At 71.8% G+C, this 13,764-nt stretch carries 11 protein-coding genes; 6 read left to right on the top strand and 5 right to left on the bottom strand.

All coding sequences use genetic code 11. The features are described 5' to 3' along the window. The first annotated feature begins 296 nt into the window (after positions 1-296). The 3 genes from purS (at position 297) to purL (ending at position 3,707) form a co-directional block, all read left to right on the top strand. Entirely contained in the window at positions 297-536 is a 240-nt protein-coding gene (gene purS / locus AC29IT_RS05950; RefSeq protein WP_488218080.1) for a phosphoribosylformylglycinamidine synthase subunit PurS, read from the top strand. Positions 537-672: 136 nt separating this feature from the next. Beyond that, positions 673-1,350, top strand: a complete 678-nt coding sequence (gene purQ, locus AC29IT_RS05945; RefSeq protein WP_358443844.1) for a phosphoribosylformylglycinamidine synthase subunit PurQ — start codon at positions 673-675, stop codon at positions 1,348-1,350. A gap of 86 nt (positions 1,351-1,436) precedes the next feature. After that, on the top strand, positions 1,437-3,707 hold the full coding sequence (gene purL / locus AC29IT_RS05940) for a phosphoribosylformylglycinamidine synthase subunit PurL (RefSeq protein WP_488218252.1): 2,271 nt from the start codon (positions 1,437-1,439) through the stop codon (positions 3,705-3,707). Between the two features lie 114 nt (positions 3,708-3,821). On the opposite strand, the gene AC29IT_RS05935 is transcribed toward purL, so the two are convergent. Beyond that, a complete protein-coding gene (locus AC29IT_RS05935) occupies positions 3,822-4,010 on the bottom strand; it encodes a DUF397 domain-containing protein (RefSeq protein WP_488218079.1) in 189 nt (62 codons plus the stop codon). A gap of 309 nt (positions 4,011-4,319) precedes the next feature. Here AC29IT_RS05935 and AC29IT_RS05930 point away from each other — a divergent pair, with 309 nt between their 5' ends. Continuing rightward, positions 4,320-4,841: a DUF4232 domain-containing protein gene (locus AC29IT_RS05930; protein ID WP_488218078.1), complete on the top strand. Its 522-nt coding sequence runs from the start codon at positions 4,320-4,322 to the stop codon at positions 4,839-4,841. A gap of 239 nt (positions 4,842-5,080) precedes the next feature. Here AC29IT_RS05930 and AC29IT_RS05925 read toward each other — a convergent pair whose 3' ends face one another. Together AC29IT_RS05925 and AC29IT_RS05920 are read right to left on the bottom strand one after the other, a co-directional pair. Further along, complete coding sequence (locus tag AC29IT_RS05925) at positions 5,081-6,193, bottom strand: pentapeptide repeat-containing protein (RefSeq protein WP_488218077.1); 1,113 nt, start codon at positions 6,191-6,193, stop codon at positions 5,081-5,083. A gap of 41 nt (positions 6,194-6,234) precedes the next feature. Further along, complete coding sequence (locus AC29IT_RS05920) at positions 6,235-6,954, bottom strand: lysozyme (protein WP_358443834.1); 720 nt, start codon at positions 6,952-6,954, stop codon at positions 6,235-6,237. 646 nt (positions 6,955-7,600) lie between these two features. On the opposite strand from AC29IT_RS05920, the gene AC29IT_RS05915 reads away from it, so the two are divergent. Together AC29IT_RS05915 and AC29IT_RS05910 are read left to right on the top strand one after the other, a co-directional pair. Then, a complete protein-coding gene (locus AC29IT_RS05915) occupies positions 7,601-9,712 on the top strand; it encodes a putative bifunctional diguanylate cyclase/phosphodiesterase (protein ID WP_358443832.1) in 2,112 nt (703 codons plus the stop codon). Between the two features lie 412 nt (positions 9,713-10,124). Continuing rightward, entirely contained in the window at positions 10,125-10,781 is a 657-nt protein-coding gene (locus AC29IT_RS05910; protein ID WP_358443830.1) for a DUF4232 domain-containing protein, read from the top strand. A 60-nt stretch (positions 10,782-10,841) separates the two neighbouring features. Here the strand turns inward: AC29IT_RS05910 and AC29IT_RS05905 are convergent, their stop codons facing one another. After that, positions 10,842-11,885, bottom strand: a complete 1,044-nt coding sequence (locus AC29IT_RS05905) for a glucose 1-dehydrogenase (RefSeq protein WP_358443827.1) — start codon at positions 11,883-11,885, stop codon at positions 10,842-10,844. Next, on the bottom strand, positions 11,882-13,756 hold the full coding sequence (locus AC29IT_RS05900; protein ID WP_488218076.1) for a glycoside hydrolase family 15 protein: 1,875 nt from the start codon (positions 13,754-13,756) through the stop codon (positions 11,882-11,884). The genes AC29IT_RS05905 and AC29IT_RS05900 overlap by 4 nt, the downstream gene beginning before the upstream one ends. Positions 13,757-13,764 lie beyond the last annotated feature (8 nt).

Genomic DNA, 13,764 nt, shown 5'->3' with positions numbered 1-13,764 from the left:
TCGGCGGAAAGTGTCGGAGGACACAGCGCGGAAAAGCGTTCTGGACAATGCTGCTGAATTCGGCTGAGTAGCTCTGCGCAGAAGGGGTGATGTCGTATTTCGCAGCACCTTCCCCCGGACGGGGGAAGGTGGGCGGGTCGATCGCGGAGCGTGCCGGGATGTGTCCTGCAGCGCTCCCGGTGCACCTGTGTGCGAGGGCGAACCCGCAGCTCAGTTACCCTTTGCAGGTACTGCTGGACATCCATCCCTGTCCTGCACGGGGCAGGAGGATCTGCACGAATCCGGGAGCATCGCCCGTGGCCCGAGTCGTCGTCGACGTCATGCCCAAGCAGGAGATTCTCGACCCGCAGGGTCAGGCGGTGGCCGCTGCGCTGCCCCGGCTCGGCTTCGAGGGCATCTCCGAAGTCCGCCAAGGGAAGCGGTTCGAGCTGGAGGTCGCCGACGACGTCGACGACGCCACGCTCGCCCAGATCGCCGAAACGCTGCTGGCCAACCCCGTGATCGAGAACTTCGTCGTCCGCAGGGTGGAAGCATGAGCGATGTCGGGCCCACTTCAGTCCTGCGTAACCGCACCTCAGGGGAACGTGACGCAAGCCGGTCACGAGGAACCGCGGAACGCGAGGTTCAGCCGGGCGCAACCATCACTGTGAATCGCGGAGAGGCGGTACCGGCATGAGCCCGAAGATCGGCGTCATCACCTTCCCCGGCACCCTCGACGACGTCGACGCGCAGCGCGCGGTCCGCAAGGCGGGTGCCGAGGCGGTCCCGCTGTGGCACGCCGACGCCGACCTGCGCGGCGTGGACGCGGTGGTCGTGCCGGGCGGCTTCTCCTACGGGGACTACCTGCGCTGCGGCGCGATCGCGAAGTTCGCCCCGGTGATGGGCGAGGTGATCCGCGCGGCCGGGCAGGGGATGCCGGTGCTGGGCATCTGCAACGGCTTCCAGATCCTGTGCGAGGCCGGGCTGCTGCCGGGTGCGCTGACCCGCAACTCGGGCCTGCACTTCGTGTGCCGCGACCAGTGGCTGAAGGTGGAGAACAACTCCTCCGCGTGGACGTCGCGCTACGACGCGGGCGCCGAGCTGCTGATCCCGCTGAAGTCCGGTGAGGGCGCCTACATGGCGGACCAGGCCGTGCTGGACGAGCTGGAGGGCGAGGGCCGGGTGCTGTTCCGGTACCTGGAGGACGACCCGAACGGTTCGCTGCGCGGCATCGCGGGCATCACCGACGCGCGCGGCCGGGTCGCCGGGCTGATGCCGCACCCGGAGCACGCGATCGACCCGCTGACCGGGCCCACCGATGACGGGCTCGGCATGTTCCTGTCCGCTCTCGACGTACTGGTGGCAGCGTGAGCAACAACGAGCACGACGCGACGGCCGCCGCGGTGGCCGCGGTCGCCGACGGCCCGGAGACGGCTCCCGCGGAGCAGCGGCCGGAACTGGACACGGTGGGCGTCGCGAAGTCCTCGCCGGACCTGGCGCAGCCGTACCGCGAGCTGGGGCTGAAGGACGACGAGTACGAGCGGATCAAGGAGATCCTGGGCCGCCGCCCCACCGACGCCGAACTGGCGATGTACTCGGTGATGTGGAGCGAGCACTGCTCGTACAAGTCGTCGAAGGTGCACCTGAAGTACTTCGGCGAGACCACGACGCCGGAGATGCGGGAGAAGATGCTGGCCGGCATCGGCGAGAACGCCGGTGTGGTCGACATCGGCGACGGCTGGGCGGTCACGTTCAAGCTGGAGTCGCACAACCACCCGTCGTACGTGGAGCCGTACCAGGGCGCGGCCACCGGTGTCGGCGGCATCGTCCGCGACATCATGGCGATGGGCGCCCGCCCGGTCGCGGTGGCGGACCCGCTGCGGTTCGGCCCGGCGGACGCGCCGGACACCCGCCGGGTGCTGCCGGGCGTGGTGGCCGGGGTCGGCGGCTACGGGAACTGCCTGGGCCTGCCGAACATCGGCGGCGAGGTCGTGTTCGACGAGTCGTACGCGGGCAACCCGCTGGTGAACGCGATGTGCGTCGGCGTGATGAAGACCGAGGACCTGCACCTCGCGCACGCTTCCGGCACCGGCAACAAGGTGATCCTGTTCGGCGCCCGCACCGGCTTGGACGGCATCGGTGGTGTCTCGGTGCTGGCGTCGGAGACCTTCGACGACGCCGAGGGCGGCACGGGCCGCAAGAAGCTGCCGAGCGTGCAGGTCGGCGACCCGTTCACCGAGAAGGTGCTGATCGAGTGCTGCCTGGACCTGTACCACTCGGGTCTGGTCGTGGGCATCCAGGACCTGGGCGGCGCGGGCCTGTCCTGCGCGACCTCGGAGCTGGCTTCGGCCGGTGACGGCGGGATGCGCGTGGACCTGGACCAGGTGCCGCTGCGCGCGTCGGGCATGAACCCGGCGGAGGTGCTCTCCAGCGAGTCCCAGGAACGCATGTGCGCCGTCGTCGAACCGTCCCACGTGGACGAGTTCATGAAGGTGTGCGCGAAGTGGGACGTGCTCGCGACGGTGATCGGCGAGGTCACCGACGGCGAGAACCTGGAGATCTACTGGCACGACGAGCTGGTCGTGGACGTGCCGCCGCGCACCGTCGCCCACCAGGGCCCGGTGTATGAGCGCCCGGTGCAGCGCCCCGGTGAGCAGGATCTGATCGCCGCGGACAACGCGAGCACCCTCGCCCGCCCGTCCACTCCGGACGAGCTGCGGGAGACGCTGCTGACGATGGCGGCGTCGCCGAACCTGTGCTCCCGCGAGTGGGTGACCAGCCAGTACGACCGCTACGTGCGGGGCAACACGGTGCTGGCGCAGCCCTCGGACGGCGGCGTGCTGCGCATCGACGAGGAGACGGGCCGCGGCATCGCGGTCGCCACCGACTGCAACGCCCGCTACACGCGGCTGGACCCGTACGCGGGTGCGCAGCTGGCGCTGGCCGAGGCGTACCGGAACGTGGCGACCACGGGTGCGACCCCGATGGCGGTGACGAACTGCCTGAACTTCGGTTCGCCGGAGGACCCGGGCGTGATGTGGCAGTTCCAGCAGGCGGTGCAGGGGCTGGCGGACGGCTGCGTGGAGCTGGGCATCCCGGTGACGGGCGGCAACGTCAGCTTCTACAACCAGACCGGCAGCCAGGCGATCCTGCCGACGCCGGTGGTCGGCGTGCTCGGCACGATCGACGACGTCACCCGCCGCATCCCCACCGGCATCGGTGGCGAGGAAGGCGAGACGCTGCTGCTGCTCGGGGACACCCGCGAGGAGTTCGGCGGCTCGGAGTGGGCGCGCGTCGCCCACGGCCACCTGGGCGGTACTCCGCCGAAGGTGGACCTGGCCCGGGAGAAGCTGCTGGCCGAGGTGCTGCTGGCCGGTTCCCGCGACGGCATGATCTCCGCCGCGCACGACCTGTCCGAGGGCGGGCTGGCGCAGGCGCTGGTCGAGACGGCGCTGATCGGCGAGTGCGGTGCCCGGGTGGTGCTGCCGGAGGGCGCGGACCCGTTCGTCGCCCTGTTCTCCGAGTCCGCGGGCCGCGTGCTGGTGGCGGTGCCGCGCAGCGAGGAGCTGCGGTTCACCGAGATGTGCGCGGCGCGCGAGCTGCCGTGCGCGAAGGTCGGCGTCGCCGATGCGGGCACGTCGAGCCTGGACATCCAGGACATCGCCGAGATCCCCCTCGCGGAGCTCCGCGAGGCCTGGGAGGGCACCCTCCCGGCGCTCTTCGGCTGACGTTCCACTCCGGACGGGCCGCCACCCCGACCCGGGGTGGCGGGCCGTTTCGCGTCAGGTGAATGGCCCACCGGCCCGGTCTGGCGGGTCGAATGGGCCATTCACCTGGGGTGCTCAGCGGCCGGACGCGATCGCGGCGAGGAACGCCGTCCAGCGGGCGGAGGTGATGCGGAGGGTGCCTCCGTCGCGGTCCTTCGTGTCGCGGCCCCCCGCGATGCCCGGTGCCCCGCCGACTTCGACGCAGGTCTGCGTCGCGGTGGTGCGGGAGCTGGTGCGCCATCCCCTGATCTCGGTGGAGGTCACGCTCTCTCCTTGTCCCACTTGCGGCCGTAGCTGCTCAAGAACTCGACGGGACGCTGAGCGCGCAGGTGAGAACGGTATCCCGCAGCGTGCGGTAAGCGGAAACATCGGCGCGCCCCCGCTCACCACCAGAGGTGAATGGCCCATCAGCCCAACGAGAGTGGGCGAATGGGCCACTCACCTCGCCTGCGCGCGCGAGACGTCTGCGCGCGGGCGGGGTTGCCTTGCTGTGGTTCATCGCACCGCCGGGCATCCCGTCGTGCCGCCGAGCGTCTTGTCGATCAAGAAGCAGATCGAGCAGGGAGGCAGACCATGAAGCTCCGCCGCGCCATCGCCGCCACGGCCGTCGCAGGTGTCGCCCTCGGGGTGTCCACGCTGACCGCCGGTTCCGCACTGGCGGACCCGAGCGACGCGCCGTGCACCGGCGACGAGGTGAACATCGAGGTGACCAGGGATCTGGCCGACCCGGGCGAGTACGAGGCGTTCCTGGTCAAGTACACCGCCGCGAGCCCCGACGTCAGCTGCACGCTCGAAGGCGGCGCCGCCGATTTCGCCTTCTTCGACGGTGCGGACCAGGTCCCGGGCGTCGAGGTCCAGGTCGACCACGCCCCGCGGGAGCCGGTGCTGGTCGAGGGCAGCATGTTCGGGATCTCCCGGATCTCGCAGCGGGTCGACGATCCGGTCGGCCCGGTCGTGCCCACCGATGTCGAGTTCAACCTGCCGGGCGTCCCGGACGGGCCCGCCGCCCACGAGTCCGCCGCGTGGCCGGCCGACGAGCCGATCAAGGGCGAGGTGCTGATCGCTTCCACCATCAGCCAGAGCGCCGCCGAGTGACGAGCGCTCGCCGTTGACGCGGCGAAGACCCGAACGAGGGGTGCGGGCCTTCGCCGCTCAGCCTCCCCCTCGGTCCCGGTCCGTCGAGGCCCGGATCGAGGAGGAGGCGCGCAGGTCCCGCCCGCGGCGGAAGCGCGCACATCCCACCGCACCCGCCCGCGACGGCGCGCACCCCGCCGCTCCCGCCCGCGGCAGCCGCGCGCACATCCCACCGCACCACCACGGCCAGGGCCCGGCGGTCACCCGCGCACCGCCTCCAGGTCCCATCCGCCGAAGTGCGATCCGGCGCCGAACCGGGCGTCCTCGGTGCGCACCTCCGGCGCGGGCTCGGTCCCGCAGAGGTCCAGGCCGCCGGTCAGCCGCGCCGACCGCAGGTCCACCGCCCCGTCGAAGCGGGCGTCCCGCACGTACCACCGCTGCTCGCCCGTGATCCGCTTGAGGTCCACCGACGTGCGGAACACGGAGCGGGCGAAGTCGCAGGGCGCGGCGGTCCGCGCGCCGCGCAGTTCCACGGGCCCCGCGAAGTCGACGTCGGTGGCCCGGATCCGGCCGAGGAACACCGAGTCCCGCAGGTGCACGCCGCCGCGGAACACCGCGCCGCCGAAGCTCGTGGTGTGCCGGAAGCGGCAGCGGTAAGCGGCGATGCGGCCGACGACGCGGTCTTCGAGGGAGAACCGCTCCAGCCAGGCGCGGGTGAGGTCCAGGTCGTGGATCGGCGGGTCCGGGTCGTCCCGGTGCGGCAGCAGGTCGACGACGAGGCGCTGCGCGGTCTGCCGCGCGTGCCGCTCCCGCTCCAGCTCCGGCGCGATCTCGGGGAGTTCGCCGTCCGGCAGCAGCTCCGGGAGTGTCCACTTCGGATGGTCGAACGGCCTGCGCAGGTAGGAGCACAGCACGTCCAGCACGGTCTGCGCGTACTGCGGCCGGGTGCGGGCGAGGCCGGCCAGCGAGTGCATCGCGCCGACCCGGACCTGGTCCGCGTCGTGGCCGAGCAGCTCCACGGCGCGGGCGAAGCGCTCGTCGTCGGCGCGGTCCCGGTCGTGCCCCGTGCGGCGGTCCTCCAGCTCCTGCCGCCTGCGCTCCAGGGCGTAGCGCTCCCGGTCGAGCTCTTGACGCTGCTGGTCGAGCGCCTGGCGGTGTTCCTCGACGCGGCGTCGGCGGTCGTTGAGCCAGAGGGCGTAGAGGGCGACGACGGAGCCCGCGGCGAGCCCGCCGGTGCGCAGGGCGTCGGCACCGGTGCTGCGCGGATCGAAGATCAGCAGCCCGGTGCTCACCCCGCACAGGGCGACCACGGCCAGCACGATCGTCCCGGCCAGTCCGGCTCGCCGTGCCCGCCGCGGCTCCTGCTCGTCCACGGGTTCGATCATCGCAGCCGGTGCGTCCGGCGCGGGGCCGATCAGCCCAAGGCGATGGCTTCGAGCTGGGAGTAGGCGCCGTTGAAGGCGTTCTGGTCGATCGGCGTCGAGCTGTACTGCCAGAACGTGTGGAAGCCCCAGCCGTACGGCAGCGCGCCCACGCTGCCCGCGTAGCGCGCGACCCACAGCGGGCTGGTCGAGCCGAAGTCCCCGCGCACGCACTGGTTCCACCAGTTCGTGCTGGTGTAGATCACCGGGTAGCGGCCGGTGCGGTGGAAGTACGTGTCGGAGAAGTCCTTGACCCACGCCGTCATCGAGGCCTGCGACTGCCCGTAGCAGGTGTCGCCGTACGGGTTGTACTCCATGTCGAGCGCGCCGGGCAGCGTCCTGCCGTCCGCCGACCAGCCGCCGCCGTGGTCCACGAAGAAGTTCGCCTGCGCCGCGCCGCTGGAGACGTCCGGCAGCGCGAAGTGGTAGGCGCCGCGGATCATGCCCACGTCGTAGGACCCGTTGTACTGCTGGGCGAAGTACGGGTTCCGGTAGGTGGTGCCCTCGGTGGCCTTGACGAAGGTGAACCGCTTGCCCTGGTTCCAGTACCCGGGCCAGTCCACGTTGCCCTGGTGGCCGCTGACGTCGATGCCTTCGACGGTGGCCAGCGGGGACAGTTCGGGCAGGCCGCGGACCTGGTCGCCGCCTTCGTGCTTGCGGATCTGCGAACCCATCGCGTGGTCGGTCGCCGGCTCGTCGGTCTGGGAGCTCATCGCTGCCTCCGATCGGAGAGGGGAGGGGCCTGCGTGCGCGGGGGCCGCGAGCAGCACGCACGCCCAGGTGATCGAGAGTAGGGAGATCGTGCCGCGGCGGCGAGCGCGTCCACTCGAATGCGTCATCGAAGGTTGGCCCTCTCGGAGAGTCGAAGCCGGTGGCTGTGGCGAACGTTCGCCTAGCCCGAAAGTGTGGCGAACGGTTTTCATCTTTTGCAGCGCGAACGTGGACGAATGACCGGAATGGCGCAATCCGGACGGCACGTGCACATCGAGCGACATCTCAGCCGGAGTGAGGGGAATCCGCACGTTGTGACCGCTCGCGACCCGACGGTCGGGTGAACGGCGCCGGGCCCGGGACCGCCGCCGGGCCTGCTGGTCTGCCGGATCGACACGAATGGCTACCCTGGGTGGGCGGGAATGCGGGTTCGACCGCTCAGCGCCACCGGTCGTATGCTCCGGAGACCCGCTTCACCAGGCACAACCGGGCCACCGAACGACGAACCGGGCACCGGGCGCAATCGGGGCACCACGACCGGCGGGCCACGGCCGAGGGGGCGAACCGACGACGGACGAGTGGAGGGGCGCCACGGGCATGACGGGGTGGACCACGCCGGTCCCGAACACCCGGGAAACGGAGCCGGCGGTGAGCAGAACGGACCGCAGGCGGTTCGCGGCGGTCTGGGCCCAGACCTTGATGGGCACCAGCTACGTGCCCATGACCAGCGCCGAAGTCGAAGGGCGCTTGCTCGGCTACACCGAGCGGCTGGTCGAATCGCTGCTCTCCGATCCGTTCGATCCGGCCGCCGCGCAAGACGTCGGCGACGACCTGGTGGCCGTGCACTTCACCAGCGCCGACTCGCTGGCCCGGACCATCGACCTCATCGGCGACCAGTTCCTCGACGTGCTGCACCTCGACGACGGGCCCGGCTGGCGGCGGCGCATCGCCGCGCTGCAGGGCGCGCTGTGCACCGGTTTCGTCCAGGCGGCCCGCAAGCGCACCCTCGACGAGCAGGAAGCGATCCGGCAGGCCGTGCTCGACGCGCGCGACGCCGTCGAACAAGCCCTGCGCACCAGCGAGGCCCGGTTTCGAGCGATCTTCGCCGAGGCCGCCATCGGCATCTGCATCGCCGACATGGCCGGTCAGGTCCTGGAGGTCAACTCCTCGCTGCGGCGCATCCTCGGGCGCCCCACCGAGGAGCTGAAGCGGATGACCACGCACGACCTGCTGCACCCCGCCGACTCGGAAGGCTTCTGGCGGCTCTACGAGGAGCTCGTCCGCGGCGAGCGCGACCAGTACCGCGTGGAGAAGCAGTTCACCCGCCCCGACGGCGGCCGCGCCTGGACCGAAGTGATCGTCTCGCTGGTGCGCGGCGAGGACGGGATGCCGCTGTACCAGGTGGCCATGGTCGAGGACGTCACCGACCGCAAGCTGCTGCAGGACCGGCTGCGCCACCAGGCCATGCACGACCCGCTGACCGGGCTGCCGAACCGGGCGCTGTTCATGGAGCGGCTCACCTCCGCGATGCGCACCAGGCAGGACGGCGAGCGGGTCGCGCTCTGCTACATGGACCTGGACGGGTTCAAGGTCATCAACGACAGCCTCGGCCACCACGTCGGCGACGACCTGCTCGTCGCCGTGTCCGAGCGGCTCGCGCTGTCCGTGCACGGCGAGGACCGGCTGGTGGCCCGGATGGGCGGCGACGAGTTCGTCATCCTCATCGAGGACTCCGCCAGCACCGAGCAGGCCATCGAGATCGCCGACGAGATCCTCGACGCCCTCGTCGAACCCATCCGCATCGGCGGCCACGAGCTGTCCGTCTCCGCCAGCATCGGCATCGTCGAACGCCCCGTGCACGGCCAGAGCGCCGCCGAGCTCATGCGCGACGCCGACGTCACGCTGTACTGGGCGAAGGCCGAGGGCAAGGGGCAGTGGGCGCTGTTCGACCCGGAGCGCAACGCCACCGAGGTCGCCCAGTACCGGCTGTCGGCCACCATGCCCGCCGCGCTGGAGCGCGAGGAGTTCTTCGTCGAGTACCAGCCGCTGGTGGGGCTGCGCGAGTACGGCGTCGTCGGCGTCGAAGCCCTCGCCCGCTGGTGGCACCCCGACCTCGGCAGGCTCGGCCCGGACCGGTTCATCGCGCTCGCCGAGGAGACCGGGCTGATCGTGCCGCTGGGCCGCTGGGTGCTGCGGCAGGCGTGCAAGCAGGCCAAGGAGTGGCAGGACGAGTTCGGCGACGCCGCCCCGTTCGTCAGCGTCAACCTCGCCGTCCGGCAGTCCCGCGACCCCAACCTCGCCTCCGACGTGGAGACGATCCTGCGCGAGACCGACCTCGACCCGACCCGGCTGCAGCTGGAGCTCACCGAGAGCGCGGTGATGGGCACCGCCGACGAACCCATCGAAACGCTGTGGGCGCTGACGAAGATGGGCGTGCGGATCGCCATCGACGACTTCGGCACCGGCTACTCGAACCTCGCCTACCTGCGGCACCTGCCGGTGCACGAGCTGAAGATCGCCGGCTCGTTCATGTCCGGGCTGCGCGACCCGGAGAAGGCCGACCCGGTGGACGCCCGCATCGTCGGGACCCTGGTGGACCTGGCGCACACCCTCGGGCTCACCGTCACCGCCGAAGGCGTCGAGACGCACGCGCAGGCGCGGCGGATGGCGGAGATCGGCTGCGAGACCGGGCAGGGCTTCTTCTTCGCCCGCCCCTGCTCCCCGGAGCGCATCCGGGCGTTCATCGCCGACCACGTCTGACGCGTCGGGCCGGGCGAACGGTCCCGCGAACGGTCCGGGGTCCCGCCCCGCGAACGGCCCGGGGGCCGGACCGCGAACGGCCCGGGGGCCCGGTCCGGCGTCCGGTGCGACGAACGGCCGGGGCCCGGTCCGGCGTCCGGTTCGGCGAACGCCTGGGGCCTGGCCCGGCGTCCGGCCCGGCGTCCGGTCCGGCGTCCGGCCCGGCGTCCGGCCCGGTGAACGGCCCCGCGTCCGGTCCGACGAACGACCAGGTCGACTGGTCCGCTCGGCCGCGCGAAGCGCTCACCTGCGCAGATCGAATCGGATGCGGAAATTTCTGCATCCGGCGCAACTCGCCGTGCGGGTGGACGTCCTACGAGGTGAGAGAAGCGCGGGGGGGACACCGGCGCACATCCGAGGGAAGGCTGAAGTGATGTTGAAGCGGACTCGTACGGCGACCATGGCAGCGGCGCTCATCGGCGGCACGATGCTGCTCGCGGGCTGCGGCGGCCAGGCCGCGACGAACTCCGCGGCGGGGCAGGAAGGCATGGGCTCCGACACCGCGCCCGCCACGGAGGGCATGGGGTCCGACCTCGCCCCGTCCGACGACCACGCCAGCGGCACGCACGACGACATCTCCGCCTCCAACTGCTCGGCGGAGGACTTCAAGGTCACCATGCAGGCGCAGCCCTCCGACGCCAGTGCCAGCACCAGGTTCCTGGTCCAGATGGAGAACACCTCGGACAAGTCCTGCGAGCTCGGCGGCTGGGTGAACCTCACCCCCACCAACATGGCGGGCGAGGCGTTCGACGTGCCCACCGAGAACGTCAACCTGCCCGGCCCGGACGCCGACCTGACCCTGGAGCCCGGCAAGAGCGCCTTCGCCGGTGTGAAGATCGAGACCGCCGAGAAGTCCGACTCGGACGCCAAGGTCGCCTCCGGCTTCACCGCGACCCCGTCGGACATGAACGGCGAGGTCAACGCCGAGGTCAAGGACCTCAACGGCGGAAGCAGCCCGGTGGAGATCACGGTCAAGAGCATGCAGATCGGCACCCTGCAGCCGTCGCCCCAGGGCGTCGTCGCGTTCTGATCCACGCACGCACGGAACGAGCCCGCGCCGCAAGTCGGCGCGGGCTCGTCGCGTGCCGGGTCAGGCCTGCAGGTCGACGACCGGTTTCACGTCGTCCGGCGTCCGCTCCAAGGCCTGCGTCCAGTCGTCCAGCGGGACGCGGCGGGTGATCAGGTCCGCCAGCCAGCCCTGGTCCGCGTCGGACAGCGACCGCACCGCCTGCTGGTAGTGCCGCAGGTTCGCGTTCACGCTGCCCACCACCACGTCGTTGTCCAGCACCAGCTCGTCGTTGATCGCGCCCGCCGGGACCGGCAGCGTCCGATCGTGCCCGGCGATGCCGGTGAGCACCGTGATCGCGTTCCGGGCGGTGCGGCGCAGCACGTCGAACACCACCTCACCGGCACCGGTCGCCTCGATCACCACGTCCGGTTCGCAGCCCAGGTCGTCCATCGAGGTGTGGTAGGTCGCGCCCAGCCGCCGCACCAGCTCCGGCTTCGGCCCGTCGGTCATCCGGTCCAGCACGTGCACGTCGAGCCCGCGCTGCACGCCCAGCAGCGCCCCCAGCAGGCCGATCGCGCCCGCGCCGGTGACCAGCGCGTGCCGCGGCGCGTAGTAGGCGCGGCGGCCGATCAGCTCGGCCTGCTCCCACGCCTTCGCCACCACCGACGCCGGTTCGGTCAGCACCCCGCGGTCGCCCAGCGAGCCGGGCACCTTGATCGCGAAGCGGGGTTCGATGGTCCAGCGCTGCGCGCCGAAACCGTCCAGCTCCTTGATGCCGCACTCGGTGAACTCGCCGTTCAGGCAGAAGTCCCACTGCCCCGCCGAGCACGCCGGGCACGGGTGCGGATCGGGGCGCCGCACCACGCCCACCACCAGGTCGCCCTCGCTGAACCCGCTGATCGCGGGCGCGTACCGCACCCGGCCCAGCGACTCGTGGAACAGCACCATCCGGTCCCGGCCCGGCGGCAGCACCCCGTGCGACGCGTGCGTCACGTCGTGGTCCGTCGCGCACGACCCGACCAGCAGGCCGTCCACCAGCAGTTCGCCCGGCCCGGGCGTGGGCTCCGGGAGTTCGGAGACCGCGGCCGAATCCGGCTCGCCCGGCACCACCGTCGCCGCCTTCACCGCGGACCCCTCCCGTTGCGCCTGCTCGACTCGCCCCGAGTGTGCCCGCCGTAGAGCACCGCGGCCGAATTGACCAGCGCCAAGTGGCTGAACGCCTGCGGGAAGTTGCCGGTGAACCGTCCGGAGTGGACGTCGAACTCCTCGGCGTACAGCCCGACGTCGTTGGCGAGCGCGACGAGCTCGTCGAACATGGCCACCGCCTCGTCCCGCCGCCCGCTCAGCGCCAGCGCGTCCACCAGCCAGAACGAGCACGCCAGGAACGAGCCCTCGCGGCCGCTGAGCCCGTCGACCTCGTTGGTGTCCTCGCCCGTCGTGTAGCGGTCCACCAGCACGCCGCGGCGCAGCTCCCGCTCCACCACCCGGATCGTGCTGCGCACCCGCTCGTCGTCGCCGGGCAGGAAACCCACCGACGGGATGAGCAGCGTCGCCGCGTCCACCGTGGTGCCGCCGTAGTACTGGGTGAACGCGCCCAGCTCCGGGTTCCAGCCCTTCGCCAGCACCTCCGCGTGCACCTCGTCGCGCAGCTCCCGCCAGCGCTCCACGGGGCCCGGCAGCCCGTCCTCCTCGGCTGCGCGCACGGCGCGGTCGAACGCCACCCAGACCATCACCCGCGAGTGGGTGAAGTGGCGGTCCGGGCCGCGCACCTCCCACAGGCCCTTGTCCGGCTGCTGCCAGATCGTCGCCAGGTGCTTGAGCATGCCGCGCTGCAGCGCCCAGGTGTCGGCGTTCTCCGCGACCCCGCGCTCCCGCGCCAGGTGCAGCGCGTCCATCACCTCGCCGTACACGTCGAGCTGCTGCTGGCGGAACGCGCCGTTGCCGACGCGCACCGGCTGCGCGCCCTGGTAGCCGGCGAGCCAGTCCACCTCCCACTCCAGCAGGTGCCGCTCCCCGTCCACGCCGTACATGATCTGCACGCCCGCCGGGTCGCCCGCGACGGCGCGCACCAGCCAGCGCCGCCACGCCGCGGCCTCCGCGGAACAGCCGAAGTTGTCCAGCGCCAGCAGCACCAGCGTCGCGTCCCGCAGCCAGCAGTAGCGGTAGTCCCAGTTCCGGTTCCCGCCGAACGCCTCCGGCAGCGACGTGGTGGGGGCGGCGACGATGCCGCCGGTGGGCGCGTAGGTGAGCGCCTTGAGCGTGGCCAGCGACCGGTACACCGCGGCCGCGTGCGGGCCCGAGTAGTCGATCCGCTCGGTCCACTCGCGCCAGAAGTCCGCGCTGTCCTGCGTCTCCTGCACCGGGTCCATCGGTGGCGGGATCGTCTCGTGATCGCTGGACCACTGCATCACCCAGGAGCGGCGCTGCCCCGCGCGCACCGCGAACACCAGCTCGTGGGCGCGCTCGTTCGGCACCCGCTGCGGCAGCAGGTCGCCGCGCAGCACCGCGGTGTGCGGGCCCGCGATCGCCAGGATGTACTCGTCGGGCTCGGGATCGGTCTGCCGCACGTGGCGCACCCACGGCACCGAATCGCCGTAGGCGAAGCGCACGATCCAGCGCAGCCGCATCGGGACCTCGCCGGAGACGCCCTCGACCATGCGCACCAGGCACGGCGGGTCGTGCTGGTTCTTCTCGTGCGGCGGCATGCTGTCCACCAGCCGGACGACGCCGCCGTCGGTGTGGAACTCGGTCTCCAGCACCAGCGAGTTGTCCCGGTAGCGGCGGCGCACCTCGCGCACCGGCTCGTCGGGGACGAGCTGCCAGTGCCCGTCGCGGCCGTCGCCGAGCAGCCGGCTGAAGCAGGACGGTGAATCGAAGCGCGGCAGGCACAGCCAGTCCACCGAACCGCTGGTGTCCACGAGCGCCGCGGTGCGCAGATCGGACAGCAGGGCGTAGTGCTCGATGGGGCCGGGCGGGCCGGCGGGTTGATCGCTCACCCGGCCGA

Source organism: Saccharopolyspora sp. MMCC62, assembly GCF_057736575.1.
This window is presented reverse-complemented; position numbering and strand designations above follow the sequence as displayed.